Origin of the sequence: Microbacterium sp. R1 (assembly GCF_015159725.1) — a bacterium.
In the GTDB taxonomy this organism is placed as follows: Bacteria; Actinomycetota; Actinomycetes; order Actinomycetales; family Microbacteriaceae; genus Microbacterium; species Microbacterium oxydans.
On the sequence record NZ_JADDUD010000001.1, the window covers coordinates 1,994,584 to 2,018,257 of the forward strand.

Here is a 23,674-nt window from a genome sequence, read left to right on the forward strand (position 1 = left end):
CGGTGGGGATGGCTTCAAGGTGCGCCCGGCGGCTCAGACCTTGCGGCACAACGGCAGCGCAGCGGCCGTGAACGCCTGCGCCTGCTGGCCGACCAGCACGCGCGTCTCACACGAGGCTTGGATCGCGGCCTGCTCGATCGCGGCGACTGCCGCTTCCAGTTCCTCGCGCGAGTCGGCAGACACCGAGATCAGCCCGGTGTAACGGAGCACCCCATGCCCGGCGGTCAAGTCCGCCTCCTGCTGGAGCACGTCGTGGTACTCGGCGGTCTGCGAAGCGTCTTCGATCTGGCCGATGCGGGCGCGCTGTGCCGCGTCGCTGATGTACTCAGTCTTCTTGCGGCGAATGTCGCGGGCGGCCTGATCGGTGCGCAGCGGGGTGCAGATGAGCGAGAACGCCCGGTGGATGCCGCTACTGAGCAGCACGGGAGAGAGGAACCCCGGATGCACCATCGAGCGCGGCCACTCCGAAATCCAGACGACGGCGTGATAGGCCGAGTCGCTGCGCAGATGCCCCCACGACTCGGTGACCGCGACCGGCCCGGCGGTCGCCAGGTCGTGCCCGAGGTCGCCGTGACGTTCCAGCGTCGCAGCAATAGCCGGGTCATACGCCGAGCGCAGGATGACCGCGATCTGTCCAGTGCCGAGCCAGCCCTTGCTCGTCAGGTCTGCTGAGCGCAACGCCGCCGACAGGGTACCCATCTCCTGCCGGAGCACGTTCGCCGCGCCCTTGATGCCCCCGCCCGCGGTGCGAATCTGGCGGGCGGCGGCCCGCATGTCCAGCGACAGGCTGAGCGTGGTCGCGTGACGTTCCCCGGCAGGCCCGGCCCGTTCGATCAGCTCCTGATAGGTCGTCGCCGCCCACGAGCCGTCAGCGGTGCCGTGCGCGGCCCACCACTCGGCCAACCCCTGCCCCGAGTCCGGCAGCGTCCGTTCCAGCACTTGCAGGGTGGCGATGCGCCCAGAACGGCACACGGTCGCCAGCACCCGGCCCCACGCGGTCACACGCCGTTCCTGCTCGCCGGGGTCGAGCAAGACGAACGCGGGATGGGTGATCTCGGTGACGACGGTGAGGGTTCCGGCGGTCGGGTCGTGCACCATCCCGGCCCCGGTCTCCGGGTCGACGTACTCGCGCAGCCGAGCCATGTCGCCGGGCAGCGCGAGTGTTCCTGCCGGGCGTGGTGTCACGATCCTGCGCCGGTACGCCAGCTGCCCGCCGGTCTTGCGCCACAGCCACCAACAGGCAACCGGCAGCCACTCGACCAGCGGGCGGCCCGCGACCGGAATCCAGGTGACCGCAGCAGCGAGCACCCAGATCGGCGCGGTGATGACGAACAGGGCACCCCCGCCGCCATAGAACGCGGCCACGAGGCTCGCCCCGCCGACACCGAGGATGATCAGCTGAGCTAGTGACAGGCCGAGCAGGATGCCGCGCCTCGTGAGGCGGGAGAACTTCACAGGCACCAGCTCGCCGCCGCGCTCGTGGGCCGTTTCAGTGCTGGGCATCGCAGGTCACTCCTTGGTCGGCTTCGGCGGTGGCGGGGAACTGTTCGGGGTCTTCGGCAGCGGTTGCGAGGGCGGCGGCGCGTTCGGAGCGACCGGGGCCGACCCCGGCTGCTCGGCACCGCTCGCCGCTTGATCGGCTTGACCGGCGAGCGCCTCGCCCGCTTTCGGCCCGGCGGTCGCGGCCGCTTTGACCACGGCGGCACCCGCCACGACTCCGGCGGCGACCGGCCCTGCCGCCGCTGCGCCACCCCCGGCACCTGCGGCTCCAGCCGAACCACCCGCGCCCGCGCCCGCACCGCCCGCTGAGGACGGCGGAGGCGTGGGCTTCGCCTTGGGGCCACCACCGGCACCGCCGCTTCCGCTGCTGGCCTTCTTGTCGCCGTTCTTGCCACCCTCGTCGAGCACCTTTTTCGGCTCGCCGCCCTGCGGCTTGCCCGGCGTCGGCACGGGCCGGTTGAGTGCGTTCTTGGCCTCCTGCTCAGTGCCCATCGAGTTGTAGAGGTCGAAACCGATGAACGACAGGAACCGGTAGGTCATGTACGGCGCGAACCCGGCCAGCGCCATCAGCACGATCCCGGCGAGCGGGTCGGCGATGTTCGACAGGTCGGCGTCGATCGGGGCCGACACCTGAGTCACCGCGACCAGCAGAATCACGACAAGCACGAGCTTGGAGAGGATGAGCGCGACGACGAACATCGCCCATTTGGAGATCCAGCCGCGCGTGGCATCCCATGACGCCCCGGAGAACGCGAACGGGGCCAACACCACGGCTACCAGCAGCAGCGCCTTGCGGATGAGCAGTGACAGCCACACGATCGCGGCGGCGGCAATGGCCAAGGCCGCAAGGAAGATGGTCAGGATCGCCCCGACACCGGGCGCGCCGACGTTCAGCGCGGTCAGCCCGGCCACGAGAATGGCGATCTTGTCGCCCATCGTGGCCGTGGTTTCCCCGGCAGCTTGGATGATCCCGACCGCGAGTTGGTCGGTGATCTCCAGCAGCAGCGCCACCAGGGTGATGACGACAAACGACCCGAGCACGCTCTTGGCCAGCCCGAGGGCGGCGCGCGAGAGTGCGGCGGGTTCTCGCCGGATCATGCCGGTGATCAGTTGCAGGCAGAAGAACAGCAGCATGACGAACACGGCGATCCCGAAGATCAGGTTGTAGACGCCCACGTACTCGCCGCCGGTGACGTCGACCATCGTCGTGCTGTCGAAGACCGTCCAGACGGCCTCGAACAGCCAACCGGCGGCTTCGCCCATCGCGCTGGCGAGCCAGTCGAACGGGGCCGAGATCAGTGTCGCGGCGGCTTCGCCGGCCACGTCGCAGACGCTGGAGATGACGGGAATATCGCACACGCCCATCACGAGCCTCCTAGTGGATCGGAGTTGTTGATGGGTGGGTTCACACGGCTTGGCCGACGCCCCAGAAGAAGTTGATGAGCGTCACGGACGCGCCACAGACGACGGCGGCACCGCACGAGATCAAGACGCCGATCTTGCCCCTGCCTGCCAGATGCGGGTTGGACGAGTTAGAGCCGTAGGCCCAGATGATCGCGCTGACGATCAGCGCCAGAACGCTGAGGATCAGGCCCACGGTCATGACGGCGCCGACGATGATGCGCAGCTGCTCGATTCCCGGCAAGCCGCTGGAGTTGGGGTCGATGTCGATCACGGCAGTTCTCCTTCACGAAGCGTTGGGTGGTTCTGCCGTCAGGTGCTCTCCGCTGCCACCCACACGAAAAAGAGCGCCCGCCCTCGGAGGGGCGGGCGCTCAGAAGAAGCCGGAGGGGTCAGAGTTGCTGGCCGATGCCGATCAGCCAGTTCATCCACGCGACACCGGCCCCGGCGAGGACTGCGCCGCCGAGGGAGACCAGCACCCCGACGCGGCCCTTGGAAGCGGCGGCATAGTTGCCGGTGCTCGATGAGACTGCCCAGATGATCGCCGAGACGATCAGCATCAGCACCGCGATCACGAGGGCGAACATCAGCAGCGCCCCGACGATCTCTCGTAGATCGCCGATGCCGGCCAGTCCGTCGAAGTCGGGAAGCACGTTCATGACGCACCCGCTACTTCACCGTGACGTGGAGGTGGTCGTAGTGGCCACCCGTCACGTTGTCGGGGTCGTGCATCCCGCCGCCGTTGTATGGACGCCAGCCCTCGGCGTCGCGCGAGAGCGACCAGATTTTGCCTTGCCAGATCAGGTACTCGACGCCGATGGTTTCGGCGTGGGTCTGCATCCACTCGGTGACTTGCCAGCCGTAGTCGAGTTGCGCAGGCGTCGGGTACTGGCCGATCGCGTTGCCGAACGTCAGATCGCACGCACGCCCCAGGGGATGCTCCGATTGGGTGCCGGGCCGGGGTGAGTAGCAGCCCCAGCCGGTGTCGGGGAACGCCGCTTTGGTCTGCTCGTACAGGTGCAGCATCCGTGCGGTGATCTGCCCGGTCGAAGTCGGGTCGTCGACCAGCCGGTTCGGGTCGTCGCCGTCGAACGGTGCCGGGTCACCGGTGGTGCCGGTGCTGTTACCGCAGCCGTTCGGAGGCCCGACTGAGGCTTCGGGCAGGTCGGCGGCGTTGTGCTGGTTCAGCCATGCGGCAGGGTCGATGTACTCCCCGTTGGTGCCGCCGTCGCGAACCTCGAAATGCAGATGCGGCCCCGTGCTCATGCCCGAGGAACCGACGTCGGCGATGTGCTGCCCGGCACGCACTTGATCGCCCACCGAGACGTGAATGCCGTGCTGCCAACTGTGCGCGTACGCGGTCGCCACGGTGCGCCCGTCGATGCGGTGCTCGATCACGACCAGGCCGCCGTACCCGCCGGAGAACTCGGCAACGGTGACTGTGCCGGAGGCGGCGGCGAGGATCGGGGTGCCGTCCGGGGCGGCGAAGTCCGCACCCGTGTGGAAGCTCTGCTCCCCGGTGATCGGGTGGATGCGCGGCCCGAACGGGTCAGTGGCGATCCAGGTGCCCTCCGGGAGCGGGAACACCACGAGCGATGACTCCGCGACCTCAGCGAGCACAACAACAGGCAGGGCCGCCGGTGCCGGGGTGACCGGCCCACCCGCTCCGGTGAGCGTGCCCAGGATGGTGAGGGCGACCGGCTCGTAGTTGTTGTACCTATCGGGGTAGGCCGAGACTTCGCCGGCCTGAGCCGCCTCGCCCTTGCCCATCTGCTGCCAGCCGGGAATGTCGAGCAGGCCACGCGGACTCGGGTAGTTGGGGCCGTCCGGCCCGCCGTAGAACGCTCTCGCCTGATAGTCGGAGCTCATGAGTTCGGCGACGCTGCCCCACCCGGACTGCGGGCGCATCTGGAACAACCCGAGCGAGTCGTGGTCTGAGCCGTCGCCGTCGTTAGGATAGTCGGCGCTCTCGGGGTACGCCGAGGTGTTCGACAGCATCCGCAGGCTGGATTCGGTCAGGGCTGCCATGAGCGCGATCTGGATGCCGTCGCGCCCCACCCCGTCGATGCCGGAACCGATCTCGATGATGGTGGCCGCGTGCGTGAGTTGCTGCCGGTTGAGCGTGATGGTCTCGCCGTTCGCGGTGGTCGCGGTGAGCGAGTCGGGAATGTTCCCCACAGTGATGCCGGTGCCGTCGATGGTGCATTCGGCGTTCGCGGCGGGGTTCATCAGCACGCCGATCGCCAGCAGACCGACGAACGGGCCGAGCAGGAGCAGCAGGGCGAGGGCGATGACTGCCTTCTTCATCGTCATGGCCTCCGTGTCAGCGCAGCGGCTGGTCGAGCATCGACAGGCGCAGCAGGTAGCACGACGGCACCGCACCGGTATCCGGTGCGCTGGTCTCGCTCTGGCTGCCGGTCGGTGGGTCGTCAGGCGGGCAGGCGAGGAAGATCGTGAACGCCACCGGGTGCTCAGAAGTCACGGGTTTGTCGTTCCAGATGCCCGCGCGGTGCCGGGTGCCCTCGATCGTGATAGCGGTCGCCCCGACCGGGAGTTGGCCGGGCCGGGCCTGCTCGACCGCTTGAGCCCACTGCTCGGGCACATACGCATCGGTGATCGTCAGGTGCTGGCTCGTGCCGTACTGCCCCAGCTCGACCCAGGCGTCACGGCCGGGCAGGTAGGAGGCGACGTCGGAGGCCAGCCCTGCCTGCTCGTTCCCGGTCGGGTCACCCACGTCCAGCAGCACGGCGGTGTAGTCCAGCGGCAGGAACCCGCTGGTGGTATCCCAGGTGAACAGCGCGTGCGCGGCCTGGCGTGCGAACTCTTCGGGGTCGGTCGACGGGGCGATGTAGGGCAGGCGCGGAGTCGGCTGATCGGGGTCGATGCGGATCGGGGTCGGTGGCCCGTCGGGTCTCGGGTCGGCGTCGTTCGGGCCGGTCACCAGCCCGTAGACGCCGATCGCAGCCAGGACGAGGAACGCGACCCCGGCGCAGACGAGGGAGATCAATCGGCGGCGGGTGCGGGCGGGGTCATCGGGAGTCGTCTTCATGACCCCCAGGTGCGCCGCCCGCGCACCGGGAGCGGGCTAGAGCGCCCGGAGATGCCTGCGCGGGTTGCTCAGCGACTGCCGGGCGGCACGCAGCTCGTCGGCGAACGTGCTGGTGCCGTCAGCGGTCACCAAGAACGAGGTGATCTGCTCGTCGGTGAGATCGCTTGCCAGCACTGCGGTGTCGTAATGCGTCCACCAGTCGGCAAGCTCCGTCCAGGTGGTGACGAACGCGCGCACCGGCCACTGCGCGGGCTCGGTCTCACCCGTGGAAGTGGCTGGGGCGGGCTTCTTCTGCGACGACTGAACGCGAGCGACGGCCTCTCGTGCGAGTGCCTCCAGATCGGCGTCCTCGCTTGTGGCTTCGGCGACAGCGACGCGGACGCGCTCGAAACCGGGATGCACCGGCGCACCGGCGTCGATGCGTTCGAGTTCAGCAGCGGCGTCGCCGCGCACTGTGGCGGGCAGGTCGGGGTCGTCGGCGATCTGCCGCAGGTAGTTGATCTTCTCCAGCGTGGTGTGAGAAGCGCCACCGGGGATCATCGCAGCAGCCTGTTCTCGGGTGTCACCGCGTGATGCGGACGGTGCCGCAAAATTTGCGGCACCGTCCTTTCCGGGCTGATTGTCCGCGCTGAACCGTGTTGCTGCCTGCCTGCGTGAAGCGTCCTCGGCCATGAGGGTCTTCAGCTCGCGGTAGAGCGCAGCAGCCTCGACCGGGGTGAGGTCTTTGTGGAGCATGTTGTCGTCTTGCTCAGCCAGCAGGTGCCCGAGCCTGCCCGAGACGCCCGAGCGCACCCACACGCTCACCGTGCGCCAGCCGAGCAGCTTGATCGCGGCCAGCCGCCGAGCACCGCACACCAGCACCCCGTCGATGGTGACCGTCAACGGTTGCAGGAGTCCGTCGCGGGCGATGGACTCGGCCAGCGCGGTCAGATCGCCCAGGTCGGTGCGGTGGCGGTTGCCGACGATGATCGAGTCGACGGTGCGGTCGAGTTCGATGTGCCCGGTCTGCGCGCCCATCACCGCCTCCCGTGCTTCGGTGCTGCGAGCGAGATCATCAGCACGAGATCGTCGTCGCGCAGCAGCGCGCGCAGGCTCTCGCCGATAAGCAACCGGAGCAGGATGCCACGTCCGGCAGCGGTCGCGGCATAGGCTGGGTTGGGGTGGCCGAGCAGCGCTTTCAGCAGTGTTGTCCAGGCGGTGCTGTTCACGTCCAGTAGGGCGCGGGCGTGCTTGTCGCGGCGCAGCGCTTCATAGGCGCTCTGGCGGCTGCCCGCGCGGGCGAGCGCCTGGCAGATGTGCTCGACTCCGGCGCGGGCGATGTGCGGAGGCCAGCCCAGCAGCGTGAACAGCGCGATGGCATCCTCCACAGCCGAGCCTGCCGAGCAGCACGCCGTCGTACTCGCGGGTTCGTCGGCACCGGTCGGGTCGGGGTCGGTGACGTGGAATGCCGAGTGGTAGTCGGTCAGCGGGTTCTCCCGATCTGACAGCCTTTCCGCGTCGTGAAACGCGGAGATGTGCGGGCGTCGGGCTTGATGCACCGAACACAGCAGGCCCTGTCCGCGTTCCTCGGCGATGCAGGTGATGCGCACCGCATGGGTCACCACGCCCCACGGGTCGTTCGCGGTACGGGCGGCCTTGGTGCGCATCACATCGAACGCGGCTGATGCCGCCTCCCAGGGGTCGAGGCCGTGCTTGCGGGCCAGCGCCCCGTACTTGTCGGCGGCATAGGCCATCAGCTCAGCGGCGACCGGATCGGACTGCCACGCGCCGGGGCCGCCCTCGTGCAGTCGGTTCAGCAGGGCTCGCAGGCCCTCACTGCGGGTGAAGTCTTCCGGCGCTTGTTCGGGTGTGCGGGTCGTCATGGTGAGTACCTCCTGGCGACCAGGTGCACGCCAGCGCCCACCGTGTCGGCGGCGGTCGGGGGCTCGTGGGGGTGTCATCGCTACGCCCTCGGGCCTGCTCGCGACCTGCGAGGCAAGCCGGGCAACATCCAGCGGCCAGCCACCCGGCGGCGCGGGCGCGGGGGTGTACTTCGGGCGTGGGTCGAGGAAATCGCGCAGTCGCTGCGCATCCAGGAGCGAGACCGGGCCAGCGGCCACGCTCTCGACCCGATACGGCATCCGGCGACCATCGATCATGCGCAGCGAGGGAGGCACGATGATGTAGCCGCCGTCGCCCCGAAAGTCGACACCCGCCCGGCCTACCTGCCACGACCGCTGCTCATGCTCCGGGTCAGCGGGAAAGTACAGGTGCCTGCCGCCGGTCGGCGTCGTCACCACTGCCAACGGCTCGGACAGCAGCCCCGAACGGGCCGCACGTCCGAACGCGGCATATCCATCGACCTTGTGCACGTCGACGTCGACAACGACCACCCCCGAGGCCGCGCCGGTCGGAACGGCAAGGTTCGCGCCTGGCTGCCGTCGCCACCACGCCTCCACCTGCCCGGCATCAGTGGTTGCCTCGTGGAAACCACGCTCAGGAATCGGGCGTTTCCCGTCTGGCGCGCACGGGAAGACCGGCACATCGAGCCGGGCCAGCTCGCGCGCAACGAGAGGCAGCGGTACGCCCTCGCCGAGCCGGGAGAACACCGCAGCGACCGACGAAGCCCGGCGCGCGATCACGTCCTGCGCCGTGCGAGCGTCGCGTACCTCAGCCATCGCCAGACCTCCTTCCGCCGGAGGCCACCCCGTAGCGGGGCGACCGTACGACCGTGAGGTACGTCGGGAGGATCACGCAGACGAGACGGACAAGGAAACGAGACTCTGACCGTCAGGCTTCGTGAAGAACCCGACGAGTCTCTACCGGACTACCAGTCAATCCCGCCAGAAACGACGGGAGGTCGACGGTCTCGAAGAAGCGGCACAGAGTAACCAGAACGGGCACATCGCTCAGACGGTCTGTGCGCGCATCTGGCGGTAGTGGCCGGGGGTGACGCCGACGTACTGGCGGAACAATCGGGTGGCATGGGAACGGGAGTGCCAGCCGACTCGCAGCATCGCAGCCGCGACCGTTAGATCGGTCTCGCGTAGATATTTTGCCAGGTGCTCGGCGCGGAGCATCGTCAGATACGCCAGCGGGGTCTTGCCGTAGGCCTCGACGAATACGCTGGACAACCGTGACGGCGACAGATGCACCTCGGCGGCGAGATCGTCCAGCGTCCACCGGCGTGCGGGGTTCTCGCGCAGCAGGGCAGCGGCCCGGCGTGCCTCGACCCGCAGCGGCGCGAACCGGCGATCACGCGGGAGCGTGGGCCGGATATGCGCACGCTGCGACGGCGAGATCCGCACCGGGGAAACGGTGATGTGTGGGGCGATGACGTAGGCAACCTGGAACCACAGCGCCTGTATCCGCAGGTAGTGCCGCACGAAGTCGCCGTCTACACTTAACGCGACCAACTCGTCCAGCCAAGGCATGAGCATCCCGGCGCGATCCTCGCCCAGCCGGAGAATCTGCGCGGGCTCGGAATAGATGGCGTCCGCGAAACCCTGCGCGTCGAGCCGATCGCAGACGAACCCGGCGTACTGCCACCGCACCTGGTCAAGCACATAGTCGGTATCGAGATAGACCGTGGTCACGGTGATGTGGCCCTCCGGCTCGCTTCCGCACAGGACGTTCGCTCCGAGCAGCACCACATCACCGGACTTGATCGGTTGCTGTCCGAACTCACTGAACAAGAAGGCAGAACCGTCGCGGACGACGATAACCCTCACGCAGTCGTAGGCGACTGGACCAATCGGACGACGGATGGTGCGCGTCCGAGCAATCAAGGCGTCGTAACATGTCATGTCGGCCCACAGCGCTCTCGTGATGCCGGCAAAGGAAGACCAGGCCGACCGCTATCGGTGGCTCTTGCTTTTCCGCGTGGTCGCGATGATGACCCATCTCACGGCGTTGCAGCAGCGACTCACGGACACGCTGATCTCGCTGGTGTCGAGTGTGGATCGCATCGCGCGTCCAATCATGCTCATGACGTTCCTCTCATGACTTCACGAGTCTGGCTATGGCGTCGGACGCTTCCTTGAGCTTTACTTCGGCCTCAGTGCCGTCGTGCTGGATAGCTCCGGCGACGCAGTGTCTGAGGTGGTCATCGAGCAGTCCGAGAGCGACGTTCTCCAGCGCGGAAGTGATCGCACTGATCTGGGTGAGGATGTCGATGCAGTAGGTGTCCTCCTCGATCATCCGGTGGATGCCACGGGCCTGACCCTCGATGCGTCTGAGCCGTGCGAGATAGCGTTCCTTCTCCGTGATGTAGCCGTGAGTCACCGGTGCGGTGGCGATGCTCGGGGTGTCCATATCGATGGCCTCCTAACGGGCGCGGTTCGGCCGACGCATGGTCATGCGGCACGGTCGAGGATTCTGGCAGTGCTGGCTTGCGGGGTGAGGTCGAGCCTGCGCAGCAACTGGGCGTTGAGGGCGACGACCACGGTGGAGACGGACATGAGGATCGCGCCGATGCTCATCGGCAGCACGAACCCGATGGGTGCGAGGACGCCCGCGGCCAGCGGGACGGAGACGAGGTTGTAGCCGGCCGCCCACCACAGGTTCTGCTTCATCTTCCGGAACGTCGCCCGTGAGAGCTCGATTACCGAGAGCACCGATCGCGGATCGGAGGAGGCGAGAATGACGCCCGCCGATCCGATCGCCACGTCCGTGCCCGCTCCGATCGCGATGCCGACGTCGGCCTGGGCCAGCGCCGGGGCGTCGTTCACGCCGTCGCCGACCATGGCGACCTTGCGGCCCTCGTCCTGGAGTTCGGCGACCTTGGCGGCCTTGTCCTCCGGTCGCACGCCCGCGAAGACCCGGTCGATGCCGAGATCCTTCGCGACGGTGTCGGCGACGGCCTGGGCGTCGCCGGTAATCATCACGACCTGCACCCCGGCTGCATGGAGCGCGTCGACGGCTTCGCGGGACTCGGGCCGGATCTCGTCGGCCAGCCGCAGGGCGCCGATGACCTCGCCATCGGCGAGCACATGCAGGATAATCGCACCTTCCTCGCGCCAGGTGTCGGCGACGGGGAGCTCGTCCGCCTCGTGCTGGTCGAGCAGGTACGGTCCGCCGACCTCGATGACGCTTTCATCGACGGTGGCCTTGACACCGACTGCCGGGGAGGACGAGAAGTCCGTGGCCGCGGGCACGTCGAGTTTCCGGGTGCGGGCCGCGCCGACGATGGCCCGGGCGAGCGGGTGCTCGCTGTCGGCCTCCGCGGCGGCGGCCAGCGCCAACACTTCGTCCTCGGTTCGGGTGCCGGAGGGATCGATGGCGGTCACCGTCGGCTCGCCCTTAGTGAGGGTGCCGGTCTTGTCGAACAGCACCGCGTCCACGGTGCGCATGGACTCCAGCGCGAGACGGTCTTTGATGAGCACTCCGCCGCGGGCGGCGCGTTCGGTCGCGATGGAAACCACCAGCGGGATCGCCAGGCCGAGCGCGTGCGGGCAGGCGATGACCAGCACGGTGATCGTGCGGACCACGGCGGCGTCGGGCAGGCCGACGAGCGACCAGATGACGGCGGTGATTGCCGCCGCGCCCAGGGCGAACCAGAACAGCCACGCGGCCGCGGTGTCGGCGATCCGCTGCGCGCGGGAGGAAGACGCCTGTGCGTCGGAGACGAGCTTCTGGATACCGGCGAGCGCGGTGTCGTCGCCGGTCGCGGTGACCTCGACCCGCAGTCCGGAGTCGGTGGCCACGGTGCCGGCGACCACCTGATCCCCGGTCTCCCGGCGCACCGTCTTGGACTCGCCGGTGACCATCGACTCGTCCATCGAGGCCGACCCGTCGACGATCTTTCCATCGGCGGGCACCGAGGATCCCGGACGGACTATCACCACGTCGCCGACAGCCAGATCAGCAGGAGCGACCTTCACGATATCGTCGCCGTCGATTCTCTCGGCTTCGTCGGGCAGCAGCGCGGCGAGGGAGTCCAGCGCGGAGGTGGTTTGGGCGAGCGATCGCATCTCGATCCAGTGGCCGAGCAACATGATCACCACCAGCAGCGCCAGCTCCCACCAGAAGTTCAGTTCGTGGTGCAGGATGCCGAGGCTCGCACCCCAGGACGCGAGGAACGCGACAGTGATCGCCAACGCGATGAGCAGCATCATCCCCGGTTTGCGGGAGCGGATCTCGCTCAGCCCGCCCGTCAGGAAGGGCCAGCCGCCCCAGAAGTAGACGACCGTGCCCAGCACAGGCGACACCCAAGACACCCATGCAGCTTCGGGCAGGTGATAACCGATGAGGTGGGCGAACATGTCGTTGAAGCCCACAACCGGGACGGCGAGAACGAGCATGATCCAGAACAGGCGCCGGAACTGTCCGACGTGATCTCCGTGTCCGGCATGCCCGTGACCATGTCCGCCGTGACCCTCGTGGTGGGCGTGAGCGTCATGGCCGTCGTGGTGGCGGCCGGAAGCCTCGCCGTGACCCTGGTGATGGTCGTGCGAGTGGTGACCGGCGTGGGTGTTCGGCTCGTCGTGGTGCGCGTGCTGAACGTCCACGTGCTCAGGGTGGGCGTGCGATCGTGTCGAGGGATCGTTGCTCATGGTCTCGTCTCCTTTGTTCGTTACCCCAGCCCAGAGGCGAGACCGGGGCGAAGGTTCCGCGCTCCCGTGCAGGTCCGGTCGTCGGGAGCGCGGAACCAGATGCCGTCAGGCGGCGTTCGCGTAGCGGTCGGGATCAGCGTCGAACAGGGGTCCGCAGGCGGCGCAGCAGAACCAGTACCGCTGGCCCTGGTAGTCGCGGTAGAGACCGGCTTCCTCCGCCTGCGCCTTGACGACGGGGGTGCCGGCCATCACCTTGCATTCGGTCATCTCATCGGCCGGAGTCTGAGCGATGGCCTCCGCACTGGGTGTGTGTCCGCAGCAGCTCCCACCGCTCGAGGACGTGTCGGTCAGGTTCAGGTTCTCGTGTGCAGTCATCGTGCTTCCTTTCGTGTTGTGTCAATGACGGGTGGGTCAGGCGTTCACCGGTTCGCGAGCCGGTGTCGGTCCGGCGGGTGCCGGAGCGCTGGTGTCGTCCGCGCGGGCCTTGAAGGTCCGCAGCCGCAGGCTGTTGGACACGACGAACACGGACGACAGGGCCATGGCCGCGCCGGCGAGCATGGGGTTGAGCAGCCCGAAGGCGGCGAGCGGGATCGCGGCGGTGTTGTAGGCGAAGGCCCAGAATAGGTTCGTCTTGATCGTTCGCAGTGTGTGCCGGGCGAGCCGGATCGCGTCGGCGGCGGCCCGCAGGTCGCCGCGCACCAGGGTGATGTCGGCGGCCTCGATCGCGACATCGGTGCCGGTGCCCATCGCCAGGCCCAGGTCGGCTTGGGCGAGCGCAGGGGCGTCGTTGACGCCATCGCCGACCATCGCGACGACCTTGCCTTCTGCTTGCAGCCGGGCGACGACATCGACCTTGTCCTTGGGTAGCACCTCGGCGATCACCTGCTCGATGCCGACCTCGGCGGCGACCTGCTCGGCCACGGCCTGGTTGTCGCCGGTGAGCAGCACCGGGGTCAGACCGAGTTCGGTGAACTGGGCGATGGCCTGCTTGCTGGTGGGCTTGATCTGGTCGGAGACCACTAGCACGCCACGGGCGGCACCGTCCCAGCCGATCGCGATCGCGGTCTTGCCCTCGGCTTCCGCGGCCTGCTTCGCGGTCCGGAGGTGGTCATCGAGGTGGATCGACCAGTCCGTCAGCAGGGACTCGCGCCCGGCGACGACGGCGTGGCCGTCGATGACGCCCTGCACGCCCTTGCCCTCGATGTTCTCGAACGATTCGGGGGCGGGCAGGTCTCCGACCTCGGACGTGGCGCCGGCGGCGATGGCCTGTGCAATGGGGTGCTCGGAGTAGTCCTCCAGTCCGCCCGCGATGCGCAGCAGCTCGGCCCGGTCCACACCGTCGGCGGTGATGACGTCGGTGAGGGTCATCTTGCCGGTGGTGACGGTGCCGGTCTTGTCGAGGACGATCGTGTCGACCTTCTTGGTGGACTCCAGTACCTCGGGCCCCTTGATGAGCACACCCATCTGCGCGCCCCGGCCCGTGCCGACCAGCAGCGCCGTCGGGGTCGCAAGACCGAGGGCGCAGGGGCAGGCGATGATGAGCACCGCGACCGCGGCGGTGAAGCCCGCGCTGAGCGGAAACCCGGCCCCGATCCACGCGCCCAGGGCGCCGACCGCCACAGCGATCGCGATGGGCACGAACACTCCGGAGACCTTGTCGGCCAGGCGTTGAATCTCAGCCTTGCCCGACTGGGCATCCTCGACGAGCTTCGCCATCTGCGCCAGCTGCGTATCCGACCCCACGCGGGTGGCCTGGACGACGAGCCGGCCGCCGGCGTTCACCGTCGCGCCGGTCACGGTGTCGCCTTCGCTGACCTCGACGGGCACGGATTCGCCGGTGAGCATGGAGGCGTCAATCGCGGAGTTGCCGGAGGTGATCACCCCGTCGGTGGCGATCTTCTCGCCGGGCCTCACCACGAACTCATCACCCACGGTCAGCTCATCGATGGAGACCCGCTGCTCCTGACCATTGCGGAGAACCGCGACTTCTTTCGCGCCGAGTTCGAGCAGGGCGCGCAAGGCGGCGCCGGCGCGCCGCTTGGAGCGCTTCTCGAAGTAGCGACCGAGCAAGATGAAGGTGATCACCCCGGCGGCAACTTCGAGATAGATGTGCCCGAGCCCGTCGGAACGGGAGATGGTGAACTCGAAGGGGTGAACCACGCCCCGGTCCCCGGCGGTGCCGAAGAACAGGGCGACCAGCGACCAGATCATCGCCGCGGTCGTGCCCACGGAGATGAGGGTGTCCATCGTCGCGGCGCCGTGCTTCAGGTTCATCCAGGCGGCCTTGTGGAACGGCCAGCCCGCCCACACCACGACCGGGGCGGCGAGTGCCAGAGAAGCGAAGCCCCAGTAGTCGAACTGCAGCGCGGGGATCATCGCCATCGCGATGACCGGCACCGCCAGCACCGCGGAGCCGATGAGCCGCTGCCGCAGCGACCGTAGCTCGGCGTCCTCACGGGACTCGCCTCCCTCACCATCCTTGGGTGTTTCGCCCTTGGGGGTGGGGAGCTCGGCGGTGTAGCCGGTCTTCTCCACCTCGGCGACGAGCAGCTGCGGATCGTAGCCCTCGGGTGCGGTGACGCTGGCCTTCTCAGTCGCGTAGTTCACGCTCGCGGTCACTCCGTCGAGCTTGTTGAGCTTCTTCTCGATCCGGTTCGCGCACGACGCGCACGTCATGCCACCGATCTGCAGCTCGATCCCGGCAGCGCGGGCACCGGCCGCGGTGGCGCTGTCAGTGCTCATGGTCTCCTCCTTCCTCATGCCCGCCGGCGCCCTCGTGGCTGCCGCCGTCCGGCGATGCCTCGCCGGTGGTGTCCACCACGAGCGGGGCGGTATGCACCTGCCCGTCGATCTGGAAGTCGAGGAACAGCAGGTACCGGCCCGGCGTGGGCGCGGTGGCCTCGAACACGATCTCCGGCCCGGAGGTCTCACCCGCTTCGGGGGCGTCGCCGTGCGGGTGGACGTGCAGATAGGCCAGGTCCCCGTCGCGCAGCGCGACGAGGTGCCCGAACGCTCCCAGATAGGGCTCGAGCGCGGTGACCGGCTCACCGTCCTGAGTGATCGTCATCGTCAACTCCGACCCGGAACCGGCGACCAGATCGCCGGACACGGCGACGGTGTATCCGTCGACCGTGGTCTCGGTCACCGGTCCGTCGGCGGGAGCGGGCGCGTAGTCCCCGGCGACCTGCACCGAGGTCGACAGCGTCATGCCCGAGCCGGTCTCGGTAGGCACGAAGTCGGCGAACACCCGGTAGGAGCCGGCGGCCTCCCACTCCCACGGGATCGACCAGGCACCCTGGTTGTCGCGTTCGGGGTGGACGTGGCGGAAGTGCTGCCCGTCGGAGCGCACCACGATCAGGTGCAGCTCCTTCTCATGCTCCAGCTCGAAGTCGGTGACCGGGTGCCCGTCGGGCCCGGTGACCGTCAGCGACAGCTCACCGTCCTCGCCGGTCGCGGTCGGGGCGGTGACGCCGGTGAGCTGGTAGCCGTCCTGCGCCAGCCCCAGGCCCAGCGACGCCGCATCGGCGCCGGAAGTGTGGCCTGCGTGGGGGTCGTCGCCGGTCATGTCGTGTCCTTCCGTGTGGTCGTTGTCGGTGGTCTCTTCTGCCCAGGCCTGCACAGTGGAGTCGGGGACGATCGCGTTCGCCGTGAAAGCGGCCACGGCGAACACGGCCACGAGAACCAGCCCGTACAGGCCCAGCCGTGCAGGGGCTTTCATCTCAGCTCCTGACGGCGGTGTAGCCGGCCTCATCGACCGCCGCGATCACCGTGGCGTCCTCGATCGGCTGCTCGGCGGTCACGGCCAGGCGCCCGGTCTGAGCGCTGACCTCGATCCCGGTGACGCCGGGGATCTCGGAGACCTCGCTGCGGATCGCGGTCTCGCAGTGCCCGCAGCTCATCCCGGTCACCTGGAACTCAGTGGTGGTCGTGCTCATGATCAAATCTCCTTCACTCGTGTCTGACTTCTGTAACCATATACCCCAGGGGGGTATTCCCTAGTTGGTAGGTGCTTCTTCGGTTTTCTGCTGCGCTTGCCCGGTGGGGCGGATGTGGCGCAGGCGGGTGGCGGCGATGATCGCGGCCACCGCGGCGATGACCGCGGAGACGATCGCTGCCATGTTCAGGCCGCCGGAGAAGGCCGCCTGTGCGGCGGCGATCAGCTGTTCGCCCAGCGCGTCGGGCAACTCCGCGGCGGTGGCGAGGGCGCCGTCGATACTGTCCGAGGCGGCGGCCGCGGCCTCCGGGGTGAGCCCGTCGGGCAGGGAGCCGTCGATTCGATTGCGGTAGGTGGCGAGGCCGACGCTACCGATGACGGCGACGCCGAGCGAGATGCCCAGATCGTTCGCCGTGGTCGCCAGCCCCGAGGCGCCGCCGGTCTTCTCCGGCGGCACCGAGCTGACGACAAGGTCGGTCGTCAGCGCCATCGAGGGCGCGACGCCGGGGTAGGTGATGACGAAGCTCGCGATCACCAGCGCCAGCCCCGTGCCTGCGTCGAGCTGGGTGAACAGGATGTAGCCGACCACCTGCGTGAGCAGGCCGATCGCGATCACGTTCCCCGGCCGGAACCTCCGTGCGAGCACCGGCGAGAGGGTCGAGACGACGATCAGCACCGCGGCGGCGGGCAGGATCGACAGCCCGGCCTGGAGCGGCGAGAGCCCCTGCACCTGCTGGAGGTACTGGGTGAACAGCGAGTACACGCCGCCCAGTGCTGCCGCCGACAGCAGGAACACCGCGAGCGCCCCGGAGACGGTGCGGTTGGTGAACAGGCGCACGTCCAGCAGCGGCTGCGTGGCGCGCAGCTGCCGGAGCACGAACCACAGCCCGATCAGCGCGCCCGCGGCCAGCAGGCCGATCGACGGCCAGGCGGGCTCCTGGGCGGCGAAGCGCTTGATGCCGTAGATGATCGCGAGCAGCCCACCGACCAGCAACAGCGCGCTGAACAAGTCGATCCGCGCAGACGGGTCGCGGTGCTCGGGCACCAGCAGCGGTGCGCCGATCGCGACCAGCGCCATGATCGGCACCGCCACCAGGAACGTCGCCTGCCACCCGAACCCTTCCAGGAGTAGGCCGGACAGGAGTGGGCCGAGGGCGACGCCGGCGGAGATGCCGCCCGCCCAGACGCCGATGGCGACGCCGCGCTGCTTCGCGTCGGCGAAGAGCACGAAGATCAGGCCGATCGTCGCGGGCACCATCATCGCCGCAGCCAGTCCGAGGACGGCGCGCCAGACGATCATCAGCTCGGGGATCGTCGTCAGGGCGGCCGCGACGGAGACCGCGGCGAACAGGATCGCACCGATGACCATCAGCAGCCGCTTGCCCACTCGGTCGCCGAGTACGCCCATCGCGACGAGGAAGCCGGCCATGACGAAGCCGTAGATGTCGAGGATCCACAGCAGTTGCGTGCTCGTCGGGTTCAAGTCCGCAGCGAGGTTCGGGGCGGCCAGGAACAGGATGGTCAGCATCATGAACAGCAGAGTCGAGGGAATCACCAGGATCGCCAGACCCCACCACTGCTTTGCCCCTGCCCTGGGGGCAGGTGTGCTCGTATCGCTCATGTTGCGCCCCCTGTGATCGTGCGTGTCGTGTTCATCGCCGTGTCTCCTCTCCTTCGTCCCGCCGCCGGATCGGGCGACGACACCGTAACTCGGTCATCGGTGTACAGGTTGCAACAGCTACGCTATCTCATACATTCCAGTACGACTTGAGAGGTGGAGCATGCCGACGAAGAAGGCCCAGCCTGCCGGCGGCGCTCGGCGCGGCCCGGCGACAGCGACCCGCGCGGCCAACCAGCGCGCCGACGCGCAGCGCAACCGGGCGAAGATTCTGGCCGCGACAGTGACCGCGATCCGCAAAAGCCCCGACGCTTCCGTCGCAGACATCGCTGCCGAGGCTGGAGTGGGCCGGGTGACGCTCTACGGGCACTTCCAGACTCGCGCCGAGCTCATCGAGGCAGCACTGGTGGACAGTCTGGAACGTGCCGAGGACGTGCTGAGTCAGATACCCCTTGATGGCGACCCGCGTGCGGCCTTCCAGCGCTTGGTTGCATCCAGCTGGATGTTCGTCGACCAGTCTCGCGCCCTGCTCGCTACAGCGCAGAAAGAACTCTCCGCCGCCCGCATTCGCGAACTGCACGAGAAGGCCGAGGCGCGCATGCGCGGGCTGCTGCTGCGCGGACAGCGCGAAGGCGCCTTCCGCGCCGACCTGCCGGTGTCCTGGCTGCTGACTACCACGCACGTCGTTCTCAACGGCGCGGCCGAGGAGGTGCGCACGGGCCGGATCGACCCCGATGATGCGCCATGGTTCATCGACGCGATCCTGCTGCCCGCGTTCGCGCCCACCGCGACCACTCAGGGCGACGGATGAGCGCCGCGAGGGTCGGGATCATCGGTGCCGGGGCCGCTGGAACCAGCGCCGCCAGACTCCTGCACACCCAAGCCCCGGAGATCGAAGTTGAGCTCTTCGCCCGCACTGGCGAGAAGCCCGCCAATCGCACCCTGGTCACCAAAGGCGTCATGTCGGGGCTGCTTGAACCCGACCAAGCGACGCTCCCAGACACCGGTGCGTCACTTGTTTCGGACACCGTGCGCGGCCTCGATCCCCGCACGCGCGAGCTACGTCTCGACTCCGGCGCCACCCGTATGTTCGACGCGCTCATCATCGCCAGCGGCAGCAGACCTCGCCTGCTCGACGAGGACATCCTCGGCCGTGACGAAGCTCTCCACTCGGGGCGCCTGACCACCCTGCACTCGATGGCCGACGGTGCTCGCGTCCGCGACCGACTCGCGAGCAGACCCGCATCCCGTGTCCTGCTCCTCGGCGGCGGTATCCTCGCCTCCGAGGCCGCGTCTTTGCTCACCGACGCCGGCCACGACGTGGCCCTGATCGCGCGTTCGCTCGTCCCCGGCGCGAACGCGATCGGTGCGCACGCCGCCAGGCGCGTCCTCGATCTGCACCACCCCCAGCACGCCGCCTACCTCGGGGTCAATCCGCGCGCGATCCGCACCCACCCCGACCGCATCTCCATCACGCTCGACCGTAGCGGCACCAAGGTCGACGGCGACCTGGCGATCGTCGCCCACGGCACCCTGCCCGCAGCCCCGGCTCCCTGGACCGGACCTGAGGGCATCCCGGTCGATAGCCGGCTGCGCTCGATGCACGCGCCGCGCCAACGGATCTACGCCGCGGGCGGCGTCGCCGTGCACCACTATCCCGGCCACAGCTCGTACCGGATCGATCACTGGGACGACTCGGTCGCCCAGGGAGCCCATGCGGCCAAGACTCTGTTGCACGACCTCGGCCTGGAGGACGATCCCGGCATCTACCTGCCGTCTTCGCCGTTCTCCGCACGCGTCCACGGACACACCCTGGTCGGAGCGGGGTATCCCGCTTTGGGGTCCAGTACGCAAATCGTCTCCGCCGACCCCTTGCTCACGGCGCACTACCTCGGAGATACCCTCGTCGCTCTCACAGGGATTGACGCCACCGGCCTCGTCCGCGACTGGATACCTCGGCTGCACCGGCGAGCACCGACTCGCCCCTGATCGACAAGCCAGATCGCGGGCGCCTCGGCAAGCACGACGCGCCGGTGGCGGGCGGAAGCATTCGTTCCGCCCGCCACCTGCGCGCTTATGCGGTGCGCACACAGGCGCACTGGGACGCCGCGAGGGTGCCTTCGGCGGCTTCGGTCTCCTCACGGAGCACCAGGTCACCGACCGCGCCTTCTCCGGTGGCATCGGCGGCCTCGATAGTCTCGGTTTCCTTCTCGCGGGGCCAGAGCATCTGCGCTGTGACGGCACCGCCGATGGCGAGAGCGGCAAGGATCGACCAGGCGAGAGTGAAGCCGGACGCTGTGCCTACCCATCCCGCGATCGGGTAGGTGACGAGCCAGGCCAAGTGAGACAGTGAGAATTGTGCCGCGAAGGCCGCCGGGAGCTCGCGCTTCGCGACCGAACCTCGGATGACGCGTCCGGTGGGCGTGACGATCAAGGCCATGCCGCCGCCGATGACCACCCAGATCGGTGCCGTGATCATCCAGGAAGCCGCCTGGATGGCGGTCATCGCGACGGCCGCCAGCACGCCAGCAAGCAGAACTGCGGCACCGGTCATCATCACGACCCGCTCGGCGATCCGATCGAGCACGCGTGGCAGGAACAAAGCGACCAGCAGTGTGCCGCCGCCGGAGGCTGCAAGCATCCAGGCGACGTCGGCCTGCGTGCCGCCCAGTTGATCTCGGACATAGTTGACCGTATTGACCACCACGATCGATCCGGCTGCGGCGACCACCACGTTCAGGGCCATGACGCCGCGCAGACGAGGAGTCGCGAAGAAGACCTTCACGCCCGAGGTGACCCGGTTCCACGCATCCGCGTGCCCGCTTGGTGCCGCATTGGGGATGCGAGTCGAGAGCACCAGGACGGCGGAGAGCACGAAACCTACCGACGTGCCGACGAACAACCAGTTGAACGTCATGAACGTCAGAGCGACCGCCGCGAGCACCGGGCTGAGCAGGCTCTCCATCGTGTAGGCCACCTGCGACGCGGACAGCGCCCGCGTGTAGTCGGACTCCTCGACCACGATATCGGGGATGACCGCCTGGAACGTCGGCGTGAACGCAGCAGAAGCCGCCTGCAGTACCCCGATGAGAACGTAGATCTGCCAGATCTCCGTGACGAACGGCAGAGCGAGCACCACGGCCGCGCGCGCCACGTCGAGCAGGGTCAGGAACATCCGCCTCGGGAGCCGGTCGGCATAGGCCGCAGCCAACGGCGCGATCAAGACGTACATGACCATCTTGATCGTCAGCGCCGTCGCAAGCACCGCCCCCGCGCTCGGACCGGCGAGCTCGTAAGCGAGCAGACCGAGGGCGACGGTCGCCAACCCCGTCCCGAACAGGGCGATGATCTGCGCACTGAACAGGTGACGGAAGTCGCGGATCGCGAACAAACGCATAGGGCTCTCCTGACCTTCGTGGAAACTCTCCACCATCAACCTTATACCCCCTAGGGGTATTCCCGTCAGTCTGGGCACGGCCGAGTGGGAAGCTGCTCGGCCGGACGCGGAGCCAGTCGACCTCGGCCGCGCCGATCGCTCCCGCCGTCGGCAGATGCACATCGGGGGCCGGTAAACTGCGGTGTATGGCGGTGACGGCGGCAGCGCAACCCGGGAGGGGTCTTCAGGGCTTCCTCCGGCGTGTGATGCTCGGAGGGTTGCTGGTGGCAGCGATCGTCCTCGGGCTGCTGGCCATGCATACGCTGAACCTGCACGGCACCCCGGCCGCCCACGCGCCCGCCACAATCTCGGTCGCCGCCAGCGACGCCGTGGGCGCCCATCACAGCGCGGCGGGCGCCCATGAGTCCGGTGGCACGGCCAGTGACCTCGGTGGTACGTGTGCGGACTGCGGGGGTAGTGACCATCTGGGCATGGCGATGGCATGTGTGCTCGCACTGCTGCTCGTCCTTCTCATCCTGGCGCCGCCTCAACTTCTGCCGGGATGGATGCACACCGCGCCCCGGCCGCTCCTCGTGGCGCGGTTCATCGACCAGCTCCGATCTCGGGCGCCGTCGCTGCACGTTCTCTGCATCAGTCGCACGTGATGGATCGGTGAACCAGGCGCACATCAGCGTCGACGGTTCCCCTCTCCCATTCACGCGGTGCCCTCTCGGGGTGCCGCGCCACTGAAGCGACTGTTGATATTGGAGAACACTCATGAAGTTTCGTACCGCGGCGACCGCCGCACTCGCCCTCACTGCTGCCCTGGTCCTGGCCGGCTGCTCGGCCGGAAGCGACAACGAGGGCTCGATGCCGGGCATGGACCACGGCTCGTCCGAACTGACAGCCGACGCCAACGACGCGGACGTGATGTTCGCCTCGATGATGATCGTGCACCACGAACAGGCCATCGAGATGAGCGACATCGTCCTCGCCAAGGAGGATGTCAACCCCGAGGTGATCGAACTGGCCGAAGCGATCAAGGCCGCCCAGGGGCCCGAGATCGAACAGCTCCAGGGGTGGCTGGACGACTGGGGCGTCGATTCCGAGGAGCAGCAGATGGACGGCATGGACCACGGCGACGGCATGATGACCGAGGACGACCTGGCCGCCCTCGAATCGGCCGACGGACCCGAAGCATCGCGCCTGTTCCTGGAACAGATGATCGCCCATCACGAGGGAGCGGTCGAGATGGCCCAGACGCAAGTCGATGACGGCAGCAACCCCGACGCCATCGAGCTCGCGCAGACCATCATCGACGCGCAGACCACCGAGATCCAGCAGATGCAGGACCTCCTGGCCACCCTCTGATCGACCATCAGGGTCGGTGCCGCGGCGAGAGCGCCCGGCACCGACCCTTCCGACACTCTTGAAGGATCGCACCATGCCCCACCCCGCCGCGCCTCACCGGCGAAAACTGATCGTCGCCGCCGCCGCGACGCTCGCCGCCGCCCTCGTCCTCACCGGATGCGCCACTGCACCCTCGCACGAACCCGCGTCGCCCTCGACCAACAGTCAGGCCGTCGACACCGGCTTCCTGGCGGACCACGACCTTGACGGCCTGGACGCCGCACAGGTCATCGAACGGCTCGACACGATGCCCGTCGCCGACCGACCCACTGATCTGATCGCATCCGTGCAGCCGGATGCGCTCGTGCTCACCGACGACCAGAAGCGCGAGACACGTCTGCCGATGCCCGAAGACGAGGTGTACATCTCGGTCGCCCCCTACCGGGAACAGACCCACGACTGCTACTTCCACAGCCTCACCACCTGCCTCGGCGAACTCGCCAACACAGCAGTCCAGGTCACCCTCACCGGCGAAGACGGAGACGTGCTCCTCGACGAGGTTCGGCAAACCTACGACAACGGGTTCGTTGGCATCTGGGTGCCCCGCGGCATCAAGGCAACGCTCACGATCGAACATGAGGGTCGGACGGGCACCGTGACCATTTCAACGATGAACGAGGATGATGCGACCTGCATCACCACGCTGCAGCTGACCTGACAGCTCGACGGCCCGAATGTCCGGAGACACCCAGTCCTTCGTAATGTTTCAGAAGGTGAACGTCCCCCACGGAGCCGTAGGTAGAGGCTAGAGCGCAGTGGGCATTCTCGGAGCTGCACCGACAGTAGAACGCTGCCAACGTCGCTGCGATGTGGTCCCTACGCGGTGGTCCCTCTCATAGAGACTGACACCCAC

23 protein-coding genes and 1 pseudogene are annotated in these 23,674 nt (G+C 68.2%); 6 read left to right on the plus strand and 18 right to left on the minus strand.

The annotated features are described in order from the left end of the window. Window positions 1–33 precede the first annotated feature (33 nt). The 10 genes and pseudogenes from ILP86_RS09820 to ILP86_RS09865 form a co-directional block, all read right to left on the minus strand. Window positions 34–1,503 carry an SCO6880 family protein gene (locus tag ILP86_RS09820; protein ID WP_017883436.1) on the minus strand — a complete coding sequence of 490 codons (1,470 nt, stop codon included), beginning with the start codon at window positions 1,501–1,503 and terminating at the stop codon, window positions 34–36. 6 nt (window positions 1,504–1,509) lie between these two features. Then, window positions 1,510–2,865, minus strand: a complete 1,356-nt coding sequence (locus ILP86_RS09825; protein ID WP_017883435.1) for a hypothetical protein — start codon at window positions 2,863–2,865, stop codon at window positions 1,510–1,512. A 40-nt stretch (window positions 2,866–2,905) separates the two neighbouring features. After that, window positions 2,906–3,175, minus strand: a complete 270-nt coding sequence (locus ILP86_RS09830) for a DUF6112 family protein (RefSeq protein ID WP_017883434.1) — start codon at window positions 3,173–3,175, stop codon at window positions 2,906–2,908. A gap of 118 nt (window positions 3,176–3,293) precedes the next feature. Next, window positions 3,294–3,560, minus strand: coding sequence for a DUF6112 family protein (locus ILP86_RS09835; RefSeq protein ID WP_017883433.1), 267 nt, complete (start codon window positions 3,558–3,560; stop codon window positions 3,294–3,296). A 10-nt stretch (window positions 3,561–3,570) separates the two neighbouring features. Then, window positions 3,571–5,214, minus strand: coding sequence for a M23 family metallopeptidase (locus ILP86_RS09840; protein ID WP_193761849.1), 1,644 nt, complete (start codon window positions 5,212–5,214; stop codon window positions 3,571–3,573). Between the two features lie 10 nt (window positions 5,215–5,224). After that, a complete protein-coding gene (locus ILP86_RS09845) occupies window positions 5,225–5,950 on the minus strand; it encodes a hypothetical protein (RefSeq protein WP_031289816.1) in 726 nt (241 codons plus the stop codon). A gap of 36 nt (window positions 5,951–5,986) precedes the next feature. Beyond that, window positions 5,987–6,967 (minus strand): ParB N-terminal domain-containing protein, encoded by a 981-nt coding sequence (locus tag ILP86_RS09850; RefSeq protein ID WP_017883426.1) that lies wholly within the window; start codon window positions 6,965–6,967, stop codon window positions 5,987–5,989. After that, entirely contained in the window at window positions 6,967–7,812 is an 846-nt protein-coding gene (locus ILP86_RS09855) for a hypothetical protein (protein ID WP_017883425.1), read from the minus strand. The genes ILP86_RS09850 and ILP86_RS09855 overlap by 1 nt, the downstream gene beginning before the upstream one ends. A gap of 252 nt (window positions 7,813–8,064) precedes the next feature. Beyond that, window positions 8,065–8,607, minus strand: a pseudogene (locus tag ILP86_RS09860) (bifunctional DNA primase/polymerase); the annotation flags it as partial. Window positions 8,608–8,838: 231 nt separating this feature from the next. Then, a complete protein-coding gene (locus ILP86_RS09865; protein WP_017883421.1) occupies window positions 8,839–9,735 on the minus strand; it encodes an AraC family transcriptional regulator in 897 nt (298 codons plus the stop codon). On the opposite strand from ILP86_RS09865, the gene ILP86_RS09870 reads away from it, so the two are divergent. Beyond that, window positions 9,734–9,934 carry a hypothetical protein gene (locus ILP86_RS09870; RefSeq protein ID WP_175986189.1) on the plus strand — a complete coding sequence of 67 codons (201 nt, stop codon included), beginning with the start codon at window positions 9,734–9,736 and terminating at the stop codon, window positions 9,932–9,934. The genes ILP86_RS09865 and ILP86_RS09870 overlap by 2 nt on opposite strands. On the opposite strand, the gene ILP86_RS09875 is transcribed toward ILP86_RS09870, so the two are convergent. The 7 genes from ILP86_RS09875 to ILP86_RS09905 all read right to left on the minus strand — a co-directional run bounded on the left by ILP86_RS09875 (window position 9,929) and on the right by ILP86_RS09905 (window position 18,038). After that, window positions 9,929–10,243 (minus strand): metal-sensitive transcriptional regulator, encoded by a 315-nt coding sequence (locus ILP86_RS09875; RefSeq protein ID WP_017883419.1) that lies wholly within the window; start codon window positions 10,241–10,243, stop codon window positions 9,929–9,931. The genes ILP86_RS09870 and ILP86_RS09875 overlap by 6 nt on opposite strands. 41 nt (window positions 10,244–10,284) lie before the next feature. Further along, window positions 10,285–12,483 carry a heavy metal translocating P-type ATPase gene (locus ILP86_RS09880; protein WP_227750944.1) on the minus strand — a complete coding sequence of 733 codons (2,199 nt, stop codon included), beginning with the start codon at window positions 12,481–12,483 and terminating at the stop codon, window positions 10,285–10,287. Between the two features lie 105 nt (window positions 12,484–12,588). Beyond that, window positions 12,589–12,858: a YHS domain-containing protein gene (locus ILP86_RS09885; protein WP_031289811.1), complete on the minus strand. Its 270-nt coding sequence runs from the start codon at window positions 12,856–12,858 to the stop codon at window positions 12,589–12,591. 36 nt (window positions 12,859–12,894) lie between these two features. Beyond that, window positions 12,895–15,225, minus strand: a complete 2,331-nt coding sequence (locus ILP86_RS09890; protein WP_193761850.1) for a cation-translocating P-type ATPase — start codon at window positions 15,223–15,225, stop codon at window positions 12,895–12,897. After that, window positions 15,215–16,201 (minus strand): heavy-metal-associated domain-containing protein, encoded by a 987-nt coding sequence (locus ILP86_RS09895; RefSeq protein ID WP_193761851.1) that lies wholly within the window; start codon window positions 16,199–16,201, stop codon window positions 15,215–15,217. The genes ILP86_RS09890 and ILP86_RS09895 overlap by 11 nt, the downstream gene beginning before the upstream one ends. 1 nt (window position 16,202) lies before the next feature. Continuing rightward, a complete protein-coding gene (locus ILP86_RS09900) occupies window positions 16,203–16,418 on the minus strand; it encodes a heavy-metal-associated domain-containing protein (RefSeq protein ID WP_031289808.1) in 216 nt (71 codons plus the stop codon). 60 nt (window positions 16,419–16,478) lie between these two features. Continuing rightward, on the minus strand, window positions 16,479–18,038 hold the full coding sequence (locus ILP86_RS09905) for an MFS transporter (protein ID WP_193761852.1): 1,560 nt from the start codon (window positions 18,036–18,038) through the stop codon (window positions 16,479–16,481). Window positions 18,039–18,198: 160 nt separating this feature from the next. Between ILP86_RS09905 and ILP86_RS09910 the strand changes: the two genes are divergently transcribed. Beyond that, on the plus strand, window positions 18,199–18,846 hold the full coding sequence (locus ILP86_RS09910) for a TetR/AcrR family transcriptional regulator (protein ID WP_017885407.1): 648 nt from the start codon (window positions 18,199–18,201) through the stop codon (window positions 18,844–18,846). Continuing rightward, a complete protein-coding gene (locus ILP86_RS09915) occupies window positions 18,843–20,024 on the plus strand; it encodes an FAD-dependent oxidoreductase (protein ID WP_193761853.1) in 1,182 nt (393 codons plus the stop codon). The genes ILP86_RS09910 and ILP86_RS09915 overlap by 4 nt, the downstream gene beginning before the upstream one ends. A gap of 85 nt (window positions 20,025–20,109) precedes the next feature. Here the strand turns inward: ILP86_RS09915 and ILP86_RS09920 are convergent, their stop codons facing one another. After that, on the minus strand, window positions 20,110–21,432 hold the full coding sequence (locus tag ILP86_RS09920) for an MFS transporter (RefSeq protein ID WP_017885405.1): 1,323 nt from the start codon (window positions 21,430–21,432) through the stop codon (window positions 20,110–20,112). A 185-nt stretch (window positions 21,433–21,617) separates the two neighbouring features. On the opposite strand from ILP86_RS09920, the gene ILP86_RS09925 reads away from it, so the two are divergent. The 3 genes from ILP86_RS09925 (at window position 21,618) to ILP86_RS09935 (ending at window position 23,479) form a co-directional block, all read left to right on the plus strand. Continuing rightward, window positions 21,618–22,076 carry a DUF6153 family protein gene (locus tag ILP86_RS09925; protein WP_017885404.1) on the plus strand — a complete coding sequence of 153 codons (459 nt, stop codon included), beginning with the start codon at window positions 21,618–21,620 and terminating at the stop codon, window positions 22,074–22,076. A 112-nt stretch (window positions 22,077–22,188) separates the two neighbouring features. Then, a complete protein-coding gene (locus ILP86_RS09930; RefSeq protein ID WP_017885403.1) occupies window positions 22,189–22,782 on the plus strand; it encodes a DUF305 domain-containing protein in 594 nt (197 codons plus the stop codon). A 73-nt stretch (window positions 22,783–22,855) separates the two neighbouring features. Then, on the plus strand, window positions 22,856–23,479 hold the full coding sequence (locus tag ILP86_RS09935; protein WP_193761854.1) for a CueP family metal-binding protein: 624 nt from the start codon (window positions 22,856–22,858) through the stop codon (window positions 23,477–23,479). The last annotated feature ends 195 nt before the right edge of the window (window positions 23,480–23,674 follow it).